Raw genomic sequence first — 15382 nt, 5'->3', positions numbered from 1 at the left:
ATGAAAATTACCACCCCGGGCTTTGTGCAAGATTCCCCTCGCTTTTTAACACTTCCTGCTCCGGAATGGGATACCAGTACATGCGCGGCTGAAAGATCCGGTCTTCCGCTTTGCGCACCAGGTATTTGAAGGTACCCTCCGGCGTCTTTGTGATCTGCATGGCCATCAGCGGCAGGTTCTCGGTCTGCTCCGCGATCTTCCATCTCCGCACATCAAAAAAACGATGCTCTTCAAATGCCAGCTCTACCCGGCGTTCATTCCGGATGCGTGCCCGCATTTCATCTTTTGAAAGACCGGGCGGCAGCAACGGCATACCTACGCCCGAGCGCTGCCGTACACGGTCCACCGCCGCTTTTGCGGTCATCGAGTACCCGCTGGAGGCTTCCGGTCCATACGCCTCATTCATGGCCTCCGCATAATCCAGTAATATCTCTGCATACCGGAACAATACCCAGGTATGGACACTGCTGGTGTTCTTTTCCAGATCAAGCCCCTCATCAACGAACTTACGTAAATAATATCCCGTTGTTGTGGCATTGAGCTTGCCCAAACCATCCAGCCCGCCTACCCAGCTTTCTACCGGGCGGTTTTTGAAGGTGGTATTATTGGTAAGGATCGACATACCCAGCCGGGGATCTCGCCCGGCATAAGGATTGGCCGGATCATAACCCGATCCGGGTTCGCCGATCCCCATACCGGTGGCCTTCATTTCGTATGCGTCCACCAGGTTTTGGGAAGGACAGGTACTGCCCTCTCCGCCCTGGCTGTAACCCACCGGATAATTCATCCGCTCAAAATCATTGCGGGCCCAGCCCTGTATGGCGAAGATCACTTCCGTGTTGCCATCGGCACCATTACCCAGGCGGAACAAGCCGCTGTAGCTATTATGTAATCCATATTTACCCAATGCGATCACTTCGTGTGCGGCTTTAACCGCTGCGATCCATTTTTCAACATCATTGGATGGATTGTTCAGCGGACTGGCGGCGTATAGCAGCACGCGGGCCTTCAGGGCCAGGGCCACCCCCTGTGTGATCCTTCCCCTCCATTTCTCTGAGGAGAAGCCCACCCAGGAATCTTTTAATTGCGGATATACGCTATCGCATTCAGCTTTTATAAAGCTGGCACATTCATCAAATGTTTTCCGTTTGAACTGCTTCAGCTCCTCGTCGGTATAAGTAGACCGGTCTACCAGCGGCACACCGCCATACCGTTTGATGAGCTCAAAATAATACAGGGCCCGCAGCAGGCGCACTTCCGCACGCAGCCAGGCAATGTCTTTCACATTGGCCTCATAACTGCTTTTATTGGCAGGATCCAATGTGTCCCGATAGACGATCTGTTTGTAATTGACGGAGTTTTCCAGGAACAGGTTGGCCCTGCGGATGCCCTGGTAAAAAAAGGCCCAGCAATCTTCCGGGTTGGAAACGGCCGTCCAGGTTCCGGTATTGTATTTCTGGATAGCAGATGCCGGTACCGCATGATCTGCCTCATCGCAGGCAGAAGCCAGCATGGCGTTATCGATCCGCTGGAAACCAAAACGGTTGTACAGGAAGGCATACACTCCAATGCCCGCCTGCTGCATCCGGTCATAGTTTACAAACACCTCATCTTCCTTATAATTGGACTCCACTTCACGGTCTAAAAATTTTTTACAACTGCTGTTTGCCGCTATTACCAGCAACAGGAGACAGCTGATCCAAACCGGTTTCATATTCATTAATTTCATCTGTTGTCCGTTTTAAAATTTGACCATAATACCTGCAGACCAGGATTTCAATACAGGATAGCCCTGCCCCAGCATTTCAGGGTCCACATCTACTGCCAGGTTATCCCAGGTAACCAGGTTCATGCCGCTTACAAATATTTTTGCCTGCTCTATGCCCACCCGTTTTACGAGGTTCACAGGTAACCGGTATCCCAGTTCCACATTCCGCAACCGGAGGAAATCAGCATTGCGCACCCAGAAGGTAGATGCCTGGTAGTTATTGGGATTGGCCTGTGTGGTCAGCCGCGGATAGGTAGCGGTAGCATGCGTTTGCGGGGTCCAGTGCCCGTCAACGGCCCAGTCAAGTATATTAGCATTGTTGATGAAGGGCTGAAACAAATAACCGTTCAGGTATACGCTTTTATCGGCCACGCCCTGGAAGAACAGGTCCAGGTAAACATTTTTATACGACACGCCTGTCTGAAACCCGTAGTTGATCTCCGGGTAGTTTTGTTTCCCGATCGCGATCTGATCATTCACATCAATGATACCGTCGTTGTTCTGGTCTTTATATTTCAGATCACCGGGTGCAACGATCGAAAATGTCTGCAGCGGACTCGAAGCAATATCACTTTCATCTTTAAAATAGCCGATGGCCTCAAGGCCGAAATACTGACCTACCGGATGCCCCTGCCGGTAACTGTAGGCTTCCTTCTTTGGTGTTTCCCAGCTTTCTTTAATGGTATTGTGCGCGTAGGAGAACTGTCCGCCAAAATAATAATTCACGGCACCGGCCTCTTTGCGGTAGGTAGCGGAAACCTCAGCACCCGCGTTATTCACTTTACCTAAATTGGCCATCCTGCCCGACGTATAGCCCGCCAGTGCAGAACCGGTTGCCGACCGATCTACCAGTATATCTTTCCGGTTTTCCTTAAACAGATCTGCGGTCAGGCTTAACCGGTTGTTGAACAGGGTTGCATCCACGCCCAGGTTATAGACCATGGCACGCTCCCAGGTGATGTCCGGATTGGCCATGGCCAGTTGCACCAGACCGTTGTACCAGCTCTGTCCTGTTCCAAAATAATAACCCTGGCTGCTGGCTACACCCCAGTACTGGTTATAATTGAACCGCGGGGAGCCTTTATCATTGCCCACGCTGCCGGCTGAGGCACGTAATTTCAAATAATTGATCCAGGCTACATTTTGAAGGAACGATTCTTTATGCAGCAACCATCCTGCAGACAGTGCGGGAAAGAAACCGAAGCGCTTGCCGGGTGCGTAGTTCTCCAGACCGCTATACGAGAAAACGCCCTCGGCAAAATATTTATCCTTATAGCCATAGGTCAGCCGTCCGGCCAGGTTCTGCATGGCAAAAGGAGATGCATTTCCCAACACGGTATATTTATCCTGCTGAAAAAACACCATACCGCCCAGCGCATGTTCCCCGAACCGGCGCCCGTAATCCAGTCCACCCTGGAAGATGATCCGGTTGTTCTCATAATCGCCACCGGTTACCACGCTCAGGTCCGTATCCAGGCTCCGCTGCAGGTAATACACAGAATCCTGACCACCGCCCCCCTTTGTCCATATCGGCTCATAATAGGCGTAGGTGCGGGTCTTATCATAACGGTTCTGCAACAGGTTATCAAACAATACCGCTCCAAATACTTTTAATCCTTTTGTCATAAAATCCAGCTGCTGGGTAACCCGTACATTCATCTGGATGTTCCGGTCGTGCCGCGATTGATAGCCTCTTTTTAACAGATCTCCCAGCGGATTGGATGGAAAGGCTGCCGTTCCGGTGATGTTGCCATCCGGTGTTGTTGCCGGATACAGGTTGGGGGCATAAGAAAGCATGTTCTGCCAGAAGGTAGCTGTTGCTACCGGAGGGAATTTGCGATCCTGTATATTGCCTCCGATGCCTATTTGCGCCGAAAGTGTTTTTGTCAGGTTCACATCCAGGTTGGCGCGCAGGTTGAGCTGGTTGTACCCGATATTGGCGTTGTGCTCACCATCGGTATGTGCATACAATCCCTGGTTGTTCAGGAATCCCAGCATTACAAAATATTTTGCGGTCTGGTTTCCGCCATTAAAGCTTACCGTATAATCCTGTATGGGCGCCTGTTTCCGCAATATCGCATCCATCCAGTTCACATCCGGGTATAGATATGGGTCTTTTTTCTGATGATAGCCTTCCAGCTGATCGTTGGTATACAATGCGGACAAGCCGTCATTCTGAAGCGCCTCGTTGTACAAACGGGCAAAATCATAGGAAGACGCCACTTTAGGCAGTTGTGTTGGAGACTGCATGCCGTATCGCATGTTTAAGGAGATCTGCGGCTTATCGGAAATGGTCCCTCTCTTTGTAGTAACCAGCAGCACCCCGTTTCCACCCCTTGCTCCGTACATGGCCACCGCCGCAGCATCTTTTAGTACAGATACACTTTCAATTTCATCCGGCGACAAAAAGCTGATGCTGTTTACCTGGATACCGTCAACGATCAGCAGGATGCCATTATTGAGGCTGGTATGCTGGCCACGGATCAAAACAGAAGGATCATCAAAGCCCGGTGCAGCCCCGGTATTCGTAACCGTTAACCCGGTCAGTTTTCCGGCCAGTGCATTGGTTAGGGTAGCGGTCTGCGTTTTCTTCAGTTCTGATCCCGCAACGCTCGAAACAGCCGCATTACTCTGGTCTTTGGAAAGTGTGCCATAGGCCACTCTTACCGAAGAGTCGGGGTTCACATCATACTGAACCGATTGAGCATGCGCCGCATTCCAGAGGAAGCCGCAATACAACAGCAACCCGATTCTGAGGCGGGGCATGGCCATGGCGCTTCCTGCCTGATATAGTCCTGATTTCATTTTCATTACATTCCTTTTGTGCGTGTACTTTTTTATATCGTTACAGGATTACCATCCGGGGTTTTGCTGGATATATCCCAGGTTGATCTCACTTACCCTGAACGGATACAGGTACATTTTATCATTCCAGACCCGGTCTTCAAACTTCTCCAGCCGGTAAGTAGGATTGGTACCGCCTTTTAAACGCAGCCCGTACATACCGCCTTTCATCACACCTTCATCACCTGCGATCATCCACCGACGTACATCAAAATAGCGATGCTCCTCAAATGCCAGCTCCACGCCCCGCTCACGGCGTATCTTCATACGCATGTCTTCCTGGTTGGTATAGGTATAATCCGGCATGCCTACCCGCCGGCGCACTTCATTCAATGCCCAAACAACCTGGGCGCCGTCTCCATTCATTTCGTTTAATGCTTCTGCGTAGTTCAGATAAAACTCCGCCAGCCGGAATGTGATCCATTTGGGCGGGGGATTAGAGGCATTGCTTACCCCTTTTACAAATTTGCGGAGGAAACCCACGCCGTTATAAGCGTCCAGTAATTTGCCATGCTGCTCATAAAAATGGTACACGGTACCGGTACCCCTGGCCCATTCCTCCCCGGAATAAAATACGGACGCCTGGAACCGCGGATCCAGCTCCTTTAATTTCTGCCGGTATTGCGCATACGGATAATCCACGCCCTCCTGTTCATCCCAGGTCTGATCGGTACCATCCGCCTTTTGATAGAACTTGGTAAAATTGAATGTAACACCGATATTGATCGGGTCCGACCCGGTGTACACCACCGTACCCGGTGTCATAAAGCGGACAAAGTAGTTATTGGTGTTCGTACCCATCAGGCCCGCATCCAGGATGATCTCATTTACACTGGGGTTGATAAAGATCTCTTCATAACGGTCTACCGCGTTGCTCTTTCCTTTATACAATTCGCACCAGCCGCTTTCATTGGCCGCCCAGTCCAGTACCGCCTTGCTGGCATCGGCTGCCAGTTTCCACCGGTTGGGGTCATAGCTGGGATACCCGATCAGCTCGCGCAGCTTGGGATCACCTACCGGTACATAGGACTGGGAAGTGTTGAACAGCGGGCTGGCCGCATACAGCAGTACACGGGCTTTTAATGCCAGTGCGGCGCCCTTTACAATACGTCCTCTGTATTTGCTTTCATAACTGCTGGGTAAGGTTTTTGCGGCCTCATCACAGCTGTTCACAATAAAGTTCACCGTTTCTGCATAGGTGCTCCGGGGTATACGCACTTCGGGAATATCTTCAGCACCGCTTACTTTTAATACCTTGTCTACAATAGCAATACCGCCCAAGCGCTGCATCAGGTCAAAATGCATCAATGCCCTCAGGAACACGGCTTCCGCCTTCATAGAAGCTTTTTCCGCATCTGAAAAAGGTGATTTATCAATATTTTCGATAAAGATGTTGGCATTGCGTATGCCTTTATAACAGAACTCGCTGCGGAATTCATACCAGTAGATATCACTGGAGCTCCAGTTCCCTTTATTAAAAGCCTCCGCGCCGGTGATATTGGAATAGGCATCGGCCTCATCATCTGCTGCCGCTACAATGGTATAGGTAGCGCCGTAATGGTAATAGCCATTCTCACCCGAAGCCCAGTAATAGGGAAACTCGAAGATAGAACAGGTGCGGTATACGCTCCAGAGGAATTGCTCGCTGCGCTCCTTCGATGCAAAAACATCATCCAGCTTAATATCACTGCTCTCCGGTTTTTCCAGATACCGGTTACAGGAACCGAGCAGCAGGCAGGCAATGCTCCATAAAATCAATTTATTGAAAACGGTTTGTTTCATCAGTTTATTTATTATGCTTCGTTTCATCCGTATTATTTTTTGTTTTATGACCGAATGGAACCCTAGAATGAAAGATTGATACCTCCGTTAAACACCCGCATGGGCGGATAGGTACGGCCCCACAGCTCACGCGCATCCGGGTCCTTGCTGTATTTGAAATGGCTTTTGGTAAGCAGGTTATTACCGCTCACATAAATACGCAGGCTCCTCATACCCATCCGCTTCAGCGTCTGCGATGTAAAGCGATAACCTACTTCCAGATTTTTTAAACGGAGGTAAGAAGCATCCTGTACCCAGAAGCTGGATGGCTGGTAGTTGTGCTGTTTATCCGGCGAAACCTCTACCCTTGGAAATGAGATGGTTTCACCGTTTGCATAGCGTTCCGGCGTCCAGCGCTCCATATGCCATTGCTGGGCACTACCCCAGGACGACACAAAAGGATAGGCGGCAGCCGATGCAAAGCTGGCCGATACATTATCGGTACCCTGTACCAGTATGCTCAGATCCAGTCCTTTCCAGGAAAAACCACCAGACATGCTGTAGGTTACTTCCGGCCAGTCGGAGTGGCCGACAGGTCCCATATCATCCTCGTCGATGATGCCGTTGCCATCCAGGTCTTTGTACTTCATATCACCGGGTTGCAGACCGGCGCCCTCCCATTTGGATTTGGGCCGGTCAGGATCATCAATCTCATCCTTGGAATTATAAAATCCATCAAAGGTCAGCCCGAAATATTGCTGAATGGGTTTGCCCGTCCGTTTCAGGTATTCATATTTGCGATCCGGTTCATCCTGGAAAACGATCTCGTTACGGGCAAAAGCATAGCTGGCTTTTACCCAGTATTGTACCTTATTGGCCTGCCCGTTATAGCCCAGTTCCAGCTCATAACCGTGGTTGTTCACCTTACCGATATTGGCCGGCGGCAGAGAAGCGGCCACCAGTTCCGGAACGGTAGACAGGTACCAGAGGATATTGTCCCTTTTTTCTTCAAAATAGTCCCCGTTAAAAGAAAGGCGGTCATCCAGGAATTTCAGCTCGGCACCAATGTCCATTTTTTTCGACTTTTCCCAGGTCACATCCGGGTTACCAATGGCGCCTTCGTTGTATACATTGTAACGGGCAAAATCCACACCCGGGTTCCCGAACATCACTGCCTGGTATCCCCCGTTGTTAAGGCTGTAAGGCGGATCCAGATACAGATAACGCTGGCCACCGATCTCATCGTTTCCAACCACCCCGTAAGAGCCCCGGAATTTTACAAAGCTCAGCCAGCTGTTCCTGGGGAAGAAGGGTTCATTGGAAAGTACCCATCCGAGCGATACGGAAGGAAAGAAGCCATACCGCTTCCCTTCAGGAAAATTCTCCGAACCGTTATACCCCATGTTCAGCTCGGTGAGGTAACGGTTCTTATAATCATAGGTTACCCTTGATACCAGCCCCAGGTACACATGCGGTAACTTGTACAGCAGGCTGGGGCGCACCTCACGGGAAAAGTTACCCAGTACCAAACCAGAAACATTGTGCCCGCTAAAGCCGCGTTTGTATTCGATGGCGGCCTCCGTATACACTTTCCGCCATTTGTTGGCATCACCCACTGCTTCCGAGATACCGGTAAACGGACCATCATCGGCGCTCTGGTACAAACGGTATCCTTCGGGTGCGCTGGCATCTTTCATAACCGTCCACTTGGGAAAGTTCTTGCTTTCGGATTTATTTTTCAGGTAATAGCTGTCGTATGCGCCCATGGCCCGTACGCTTAATCCCTTGGTAATACGGTCCAGTTTATAGGTGATCTGGAGGTTGGTATTGAGCGTGCTGGAATATTGTTCGGTTAAAAAGGCACCCGAGGCGCTGGTTGGTCCGGCATCTCCCCAGGGGTTAAAGTTGGGAACAGCGCCCGGAAGACCAATCACCCGCTCAATGTATTTACCATCAATGAATACCGGGCTGGTCATCGGCGGACGATTGGCCGCTTTGTCAAAGGCTGCCCAGGCGCCTCCGTTGGGGATGGTATTATCGGTGATCTGGTTCCCCAGTTTTACCTGTATCAGCAGGTCCTGGGTCAGCTTAAAATCAAAGTTCATCCGCACATTGTACTTGTCGTACTTCTGCTTATATGGAAAACCCAGGCTCTGCTCCGGTTGCTGGTATCCCCCGCTCTGGTTGAAATAACCCAACGAAGTATAATAACGTACCTTTTCCGTTCCACCCGAGATATTGGCATTGTAAGATTGCTGAAAGGAATAGGGTTTGATCAGTTCATTGATCCAGTCGTTGCTTGGATGAAAAACAGGATCTGCACCTGATTTGTACAGTTCGAGATCCTCAGCAGTAAAGGTTACTTTATCTGCTGCAATACCACCGTTCCGCTCGGCTTCGTTGCGCAGTACGGCATAGTCATAGGAATTGAGGTACTTGGGCAAAATGGTGGGTTGTATAGCTGCGGCATTGGCCGTAACGTTTACCTGCGGCCGGCCCATTTTTCCCTGTTTGGTAGTGATGAGGATCACCCCGTTTGCCCCGCGTACCCCGTAAACGGCCGTTGAGGAGGCATCCTTTAAGATACTGATGGATTCGATCTCATTCGGGTCGAGATTATTGTAGGTATCGCGCTGCACCCCATCAATAAGGATCAGGGGGCTTCTTCCGCCAGCGTTGAGGGTAGCCATACCCCGGATAAAAATGGTAGCTTTATCGTTACCAAACTCCCCCGATGTCTGAACCGCCTGCAAGCCCGGGGCCATCCCGATCAGGGCATTGCTGATACCGGCAACGGGCGCTTTTACGAGGTCGGCTCCCGATACGGTTGCAATGGCTCCGGTAACCGTCAGCTTCTTTTGTTCTCCATATCCTACTACCACTACCTCGTCCATTTCCTTTTGCTCAGCAATCAGCATCACATTGATCTGCGATTGCTGCCTCACCGGCTGCTCCAATGTATGATAACCCACCAGTGAAAAAACAAGCACCGCATTGCCGATCCCATCCGGCACCGCCAACGAATAACGCCCTTCCTGATCCGATGAAGCTCCTACTCCGGTTCCTTTAACGGTAACGGTAACGCCCGTCAGCGGCGCCCCGGTTTTCTGATCGGTTACGATACCGGAAACAGGCTGCTGCCTTTTATACCAGGCGCCGGTAAGACCACTTGGGGTATTAACAGCCTGAGCATCGAGTGCAACAACCAGGAGGAAGGCAAAAAACAATCTTAATAACATAATAGCCGTTTTAATAATAATAAGCAGGTGCCGTCGCCGACCTGTTTTTGCTGCCTGCCGGAAGCATACGTTTTATCTGGATTAAAGACCAACCGTTATCTAAAAGCAAGCTGAATTCAATTTTTTATACTAAACATTACAATCCGTTCCTGTCCTATATTAAAAACATGTGTCTGCTCGCTTTTAATACGCTGACAAAAAATGAAATCAAAGTGCAAAACCGGTTCCGGCAACTTCGTTAGCAATTACATAGCAGCAGTGTTGCAGACGACCTGTTTTTTCCTCCTCCACTCTTCTTTCATCCATGAATGTAAAATTCCAATAAAATGGAGGCCAAGGAAATAGATATTCCATGGAAAATAATGGATTTTTTTATGCTCTGCCTGTCAACCGCTTCCTCCCGCATATCGCCGGTATAAGCGGCACATCCCTTCAAAACCGCTGTGAAAAAGCCTTTTAGCCTTCTTTCTATCAAAAGTCCCTGGTTTAAATGCACTTCCCGGCCGGAGCGCATATCCGCTTTTGTGCATCAGGACCTGTCAACAGCCCGGGAATTGCTGATTATTTTTACTGCGATCCCGCAGCGAGTATAAAAAATATAGATATTTTTACAGCAAACGGGAACAGGTGTTCCCACGGTTAAAACGGTTCTTCCATGACATTCAACACAGAAAATATTCAAAAAAAGATGGAAGGGTTTGCAGGACAGTTGACCTGTATCCTGCCGCAGGCAAAACTAAGATTCTGCGAACAACATATTTTTTGTAAAAACCTGTATATAACAGATATCGGCTACTACCCCAATGCGGCAGATCATGAGCGGGAGCGCAAGAAAGGCTGCGCACAATACATCCTGATCTATTGCACCAAAGGAAGGGGCTGGTATATTCTAAACAATAAACGGTATGAAATAAAACCCAATGATTTTTTCATCATCCCTGCCGGCGCGGCACATCATTATGGTGCACATGAAAAGGACCCCTGGAGCATTTACTGGCTCCATTTTGCCGGCAACGATGCCGCGTTTTATTACCAGCTGCTCACGAAAGCCCAGGGTGGAACACCCACAAGCGCCGGAGTAAGCACATCGCGGCAGCTGATCTTTTACGACATCATCCAGCACCTGGAGCTGATGAACAATACCGACAATATCGTTTACAGCTGCAGCTGTGTGCATGCCTACCTGTCTTCTTTTCAAAATACACAGATCAAACGGTCCACCAATGAGAATGATATCATCCAGCAGTGCATCCATTTCATGAAGCAAAACCTGGACAAGCCGCTGAGGTTGGATGACATCAGCGTCGCAGTCGGGTTGTCATCGTCGCATCTTTCTTCCCTGTTTAAAAAGCAGGCCAAGTCCAGCCCCATCCATTTATTCACGACGCTTAAGATCCAGAAAGCCTGCCAGATGCTGATGGACAATGCGCACAACATCAAAACCATCTCGTACAGCCTGGGGTATGATGACCAGTATCATTTTTCCCGGGTCTTTAAAAAGATCATGGGGATCTCACCCAAACATTTTAAGAACAAATAACGCGAGGATGTACCGGAGCCCCTGCAGGGGTGTTGCAATGATTCTACATGCGTCAATAATTTCCCTTTTTTATAAACATCCCGCAAAAGCGCCGCAGATACCCCCCTGTCATCAATCTCCCCGGACAAAGCGTTTACCGGTACGGTATTTGGCTGCTGCATAGATACATTAAAATATTTTTTATGAAGATCCTCATCTTTGCGCTCACAGTAGCCCTGTATGGAAGCTGTAACAATCCGCCAAAGGACACGCCGGGGCAGACCGGCGGCACTCTCGAACCTGCCACAAATCAGGGGAACGGGCCAACAGCGGACAGTGCCCGGAAAAACGATCCCCACGACACAGCCACCTGGGAAGGTGCCACCAACGACACCGGCCGGTAGCCGGAAATACCCTGCCCCGTACGCCGCCATTCCCAACGGGTTGAGTTCCCATTTGCTTGCCCGATGCGCATTCCCAGTTCCAGATCCTGCTGAAGGCTGATGACTGGGAACGGAAGGATAATGCGGTCTTTGAGGATGCCATTTTTTGAATGTTTACCAGTTCTTCTTATATAGAGCATTCACGCTTTCGTTCTATTTATAACTACGAGGTACCTGCTGGGTTTCCCGGTATCATGGCCGCATAAAAAATATAAAAATCACGGAAAATAAAATATCAGAAAGTGTATAAACCGGATCAATTTAGCTATGGCACTAAAATGTTATTGCCCCTAATTTTGAACTGCACCAAAAACGATCAACAATGAAATATGCATTAACTCCCCGCCACATTGCGGACTATCAGGAAAACGGTTTTGTGGTTATTGATGATTTTCTTGCTCCGGATGAACTGGAATACTGGCGAAGCGCGGTAGCCGAAGCGGTTGAAGAACGTAACGGTCAAAAAATGCCGGGAAAATCAGTTAAGATCGGCGAGGACGATGGCATTAACAAGGATGCCGACTACTTTAACAATGTATTTGATCAGCTATTGAACCTTTGGCAGACCAATGACAAGATAAAAGGGTTGATGCTCGACGAGCAAATTGGCAAAATGGCTGCGGACCTGGCGGGAGTGGATGGCATCCGCATCTGGCACGATCAGGCGCTGATAAAGCGGCCCTGGGCAAACCCCACAGCATGGCACCTGGATACGCCGTTCTGGTCTTTCTACGACAGGCGGGCTCTTTCCATTTGGGTGGCGCTTGACGATGCTACCCTGGAAAACGGCTGTCTGTTTTTTATTCCTGGCTCATACAGGGAAACCGCTTTCGAAAACCCGGGCATTGGCAAAAACATGATCGAAGTCTTTAATGCCTATCCGCAGTTCAGGCAAACCCAATCAGTTGCGGCTACCATGAAAGCCGGCAGCTGCTCGTTTCACAACGGGTTAACCATTCATGGGGCCAATGCCAATATGACCCCGGGCTTCCGCCGCGCCATGACCTGCGCTTATATGCCCGACGGCAACGTATTTAACGGACAGGCCAATATTTTGCCCGACGATTATCTGCAACGCATAAAAGTGGGCGATCCACTGAATGATGATGCACAAAATCCGCTTATTTACAAAAGATAAAGCCCGGAAGTAATCATCTCCTGCATAAAGGCGCAGACCTGCTTTCAAAAATCCGGAGTTTTGAAAGGATCAATACATGCCCGTTTTTAGCCCGCTGCGGTGTAAAAATACCCGGATCATATTGCCACTTTTCACCACTTCAGTGATGGGCAACCTGTAAGGCCGTTATGCTGATAACATGGATCAACGAAGCTGCATAAAGCGCCATCGGGGCCGCCTGTTTGCTACCACCCAAAAAGTCAAAACAAATTATAATTATTAGAATACATAAACAATTTCCTCTCGAAAGGCGGTATAAACGGCTTGTTTGCAGCCTTCCCTACCCAACCTAAAACAGAGAAGCAATGTCCCATCATTTACCATTTCCGGTAAGGTCTTGAGCCGGGGTATAAGCGATCCATACGGCCATTTCGCCCGCCCCCCGGTTGCACCAGGAGTAATACGGGATCGCCACGATCGCTGTTTCTTTCTTTTTTGCCCGGCCGTCCGTGCCGGACGTTACCGAGTATCCTTTTCCTTTCAATTCAACAATGCCTGATAATTTATCCCTTTTATAAACGGAAGTAAACGGGTCCGCGATGTCCGCAACGAGCGTTGTTACGTGCTTCACCTGCTGATCGGCTCCTTCCACGCAATACACCACCGGGCCGCGCTGTAATGCAAATCTCCCTTCGTCCGCCTTAACCTGTTCGTTTGCCAGCACTTTGCGTACCGGCATCGGAAGGTCCAACGATACTTTGTCGCCCTTTTTCCATTGATGGCGGATAACAGCGTACCCCTTCACCAGCGTATAGCCAACCTTTTTTCCATTGATGCGGACCGCGACCGGGTTTATTTTTTCGGGGGATGCATAGCGGTACAGATCGCCCGGAACGGCCTGTTCCTGGGCCCAGCCGGGAATACGCAGCTTCAGGATAAAGTTCCGGTTATTTAACGGATCAACATGCACCGTGATCCTGCCATTCCACGGATAATCCGTTTGCTGATCCAGCACAACGTTTCCACCAGCAAGCTTTATCCGCCCCCTGTTTGCCACATACAGGTTCACATAGACCTCATTGCCGGCCTGCGCATACACATATCCCGGCATGGAAGGCATGAAGCGGGCAATATTTGTTATGCAGCAGGCACAGTCAAACCAGGCACTACGGGCATGCTGCCCGGTGGAGGCCAGCGGGTTGGGATAAAAAAAGCGATCGCCGCTCAGTGACACACCCGAAAGCAAGCCGTTATACAGGGTCTTTTCCAGCACGTCGATGTATTTGGAATCCCCGTGCAGCAAAAACATCCGCTCATTCCAAAATACATTGGCAATAGAGGCGCAGGTTTCTGCATAAGCGCTCATATTGGGAAGGTCATAAGCCGGGCCAAAGGCCTCTCCATTACCCCGGGCACCAATACCACCCGTAATATAAAGTTTATGGAAGACCACATCCTTCCAGATATCGTCAATAACATGCAGATACGCGTCATCGTTTGTAAGCGCCGCAACATCCGCCATGCCGCTATACATATAGGTAGCACGTACGGCATGGCCAACCGCCGTGGTCTGCCGGATCAGCGGACGGCTGCTCTGGCTGTATTCTTTTGCGTATGCGTTCTTTTTTGTTCCCCGTACATCCAGAAAATATTTTGCCAGCTGCAGGTATCCGGTGTTCCCGGTTACGCGGTACAATTTTGCCAGCCCCATTTCCACAATCTGATGGCCGGGCCATTCCTCTACCCTGCCCGGACCAAATGTGCGAACAAGAAGGTCTGCGTTCCGGATGGCAATTTCCAGGTAGGTCCGTTTACCGGTAGCCTCATAATGGGCAACAGCCGACTCAAACAAATGCCCGGAATTGTACAACTCATGGCTCAGATCCTCTTCCTTTTGCCAACGGGCATTCCCCATCCAGGCATGCGGGTACTTTACGTTTGCCGTACGAAACGTATAAAGGTAGCCGTCCCGCTCCTGTGCCTTGCCGATCATGGTTATGAGCGTATCCAGCTCCCTGTCCAGCACCGGGTCGTACTTCGCCTGAAGGCTATAGGAAGCGCCTTCGATCAGCTTATAGATATCGGTATCATCAAATGTGAAACTGGTCATCCGATCCCCGGCCGGTATAAGACCGGCTGCTTTCCGGAAGTTGTCAATGCGCCCGTGCCTGCGGCACATTTGTAAAATATAGGGGATCGTCACATGGGCGTTCACATCAATTTTCGGCCGCCAGAACCGGTCCTGCAGGTGCACTTTTGTAAACACGACCGGCTGAACCGCATAGTCCCTTTTCTGCGCGCCGGCCTCTTTTGGCAGGATGGCAAGCATCAGCGTTGCCGGTACAAGCATCAAACTTATTTTTCTCATCATGTAAACACGTTTATTGATTCAACCTGTTCCCGGGTCCGTTATGGATCCTTACCGCAATCAGCGCCGTTTGAGCAAAACAGGGGCTGGTCAAAACAAGAAACCCAGTATTGCGCAGCAATCAACTAACACAAACAATGGCGGATCCTACTATTTTACTGTCAAATTTAGTAAAAAAACATTAATTGTCACAAATACAATTAAAAATGTTTTTTCGAGCATCAGGGATCGGCTATGCGGCGTTCCGCCTTCCCGGATCACAAGCCGGTTTGATACAGCCCTGTCCGGCCTTGTTTCATAAAGAAAACCTGTTTTTATACATA

9 protein-coding genes are annotated in these 15382 nt (G+C 49.8%); 3 read left to right on the top strand and 6 right to left on the bottom strand.

Features of this window, described 5'->3' with window-relative positions; genetic code table 11:
• Window positions 1–7: 7 nt before the first annotated feature.
• The 5 genes from B160_RS0100920 to B160_RS31470 all read right to left on the bottom strand — a co-directional run bounded on the left by B160_RS0100920 (window position 8) and on the right by B160_RS31470 (window position 9966).
• Entirely contained in the window at window positions 8–1729 is a 1722-nt protein-coding gene (locus tag B160_RS0100920) for a RagB/SusD family nutrient uptake outer membrane protein (RefSeq protein ID WP_018625957.1), read from the bottom strand.
• A 12-nt stretch (window positions 1730–1741) separates the two neighbouring features.
• Entirely contained in the window at window positions 1742–4579 is a 2838-nt protein-coding gene (locus B160_RS0100915) for a SusC/RagA family TonB-linked outer membrane protein (protein WP_018625956.1), read from the bottom strand.
• Window positions 4580–4621: 42 nt separating this feature from the next.
• Window positions 4622–6421 (bottom strand): RagB/SusD family nutrient uptake outer membrane protein, encoded by a 1800-nt coding sequence (locus tag B160_RS0100910; RefSeq protein WP_018625955.1) that lies wholly within the window; start codon window positions 6419–6421, stop codon window positions 4622–4624.
• A 35-nt stretch (window positions 6422–6456) separates the two neighbouring features.
• The gene (locus B160_RS0100905; RefSeq protein ID WP_018625954.1) at window positions 6457–9612 is read right to left on the bottom strand and encodes a SusC/RagA family TonB-linked outer membrane protein; all 3156 of its coding nucleotides are present in this window, start codon (window positions 9610–9612) and stop codon (window positions 6457–6459) included.
• Between the two features lie 207 nt (window positions 9613–9819).
• Complete coding sequence (locus B160_RS31470) at window positions 9820–9966, bottom strand: hypothetical protein (protein WP_157557839.1); 147 nt, start codon at window positions 9964–9966, stop codon at window positions 9820–9822.
• A gap of 301 nt (window positions 9967–10267) precedes the next feature.
• Here B160_RS31470 and B160_RS0100890 point away from each other — a divergent pair, with 301 nt between their 5' ends.
• From B160_RS0100890 to B160_RS0100880, 3 genes are all read left to right on the top strand, one after another.
• On the top strand, window positions 10268–11152 hold the full coding sequence (locus B160_RS0100890; RefSeq protein ID WP_018625951.1) for an AraC family transcriptional regulator: 885 nt from the start codon (window positions 10268–10270) through the stop codon (window positions 11150–11152).
• Window positions 11153–11334: 182 nt separating this feature from the next.
• Window positions 11335–11535 (top strand): hypothetical protein, encoded by a 201-nt coding sequence (locus B160_RS0100885; RefSeq protein WP_018625950.1) that lies wholly within the window; start codon window positions 11335–11337, stop codon window positions 11533–11535.
• A gap of 361 nt (window positions 11536–11896) precedes the next feature.
• On the top strand, window positions 11897–12712 hold the full coding sequence (locus B160_RS0100880) for a phytanoyl-CoA dioxygenase family protein (RefSeq protein ID WP_018625948.1): 816 nt from the start codon (window positions 11897–11899) through the stop codon (window positions 12710–12712).
• 352 nt (window positions 12713–13064) lie between these two features.
• Here B160_RS0100880 and B160_RS0100875 read toward each other — a convergent pair whose 3' ends face one another.
• Window positions 13065–15062 carry a glycoside hydrolase family 127 protein gene (locus B160_RS0100875; protein ID WP_018625947.1) on the bottom strand — a complete coding sequence of 666 codons (1998 nt, stop codon included), beginning with the start codon at window positions 15060–15062 and terminating at the stop codon, window positions 13065–13067.
• Between the last annotated feature and the right edge of the window lie 320 nt (window positions 15063–15382).

It is taken from the genome of Niabella aurantiaca DSM 17617 (assembly GCF_000374125.1).
Lineage (GTDB): Bacteria > Bacteroidota > Bacteroidia > Chitinophagales > Chitinophagaceae > Niabella > Niabella aurantiaca.
This window is presented reverse-complemented; position numbering and strand designations above follow the sequence as displayed.

Coding starts and splice junctions, on each gene's coding strand:
- B160_RS0100920 (WP_018625957.1), bottom strand. CDS start 1,729: ATGAAATTAATGAATATGAAACCGGTTTGGATCAGCTGTCTCCTGTTG.
- B160_RS0100915 (WP_018625956.1), bottom strand. CDS start 4,579: ATGAAAATGAAATCAGGACTATATCAGGCAGGAAGCGCCATGGCCATG.
- B160_RS0100910 (WP_018625955.1), bottom strand. CDS start 6,421: ATGAAACGAAGCATAATAAATAAACTGATGAAACAAACCGTTTTCAAT.
- B160_RS0100905 (WP_018625954.1), bottom strand. CDS start 9,612: ATGTTATTAAGATTGTTTTTTGCCTTCCTCCTGGTTGTTGCACTCGAT.
- B160_RS31470 (WP_157557839.1), bottom strand. CDS start 9,966: ATGGAATATCTATTTCCTTGGCCTCCATTTTATTGGAATTTTACATTC.
- B160_RS0100890 (WP_018625951.1), top strand. CDS start 10,268: ATGACATTCAACACAGAAAATATTCAAAAAAAGATGGAAGGGTTTGCA.
- B160_RS0100885 (WP_018625950.1), top strand. CDS start 11,335: ATGAAGATCCTCATCTTTGCGCTCACAGTAGCCCTGTATGGAAGCTGT.
- B160_RS0100880 (WP_018625948.1), top strand. CDS start 11,897: ATGAAATATGCATTAACTCCCCGCCACATTGCGGACTATCAGGAAAAC.
- B160_RS0100875 (WP_018625947.1), bottom strand. CDS start 15,062: ATGATGAGAAAAATAAGTTTGATGCTTGTACCGGCAACGCTGATGCTT.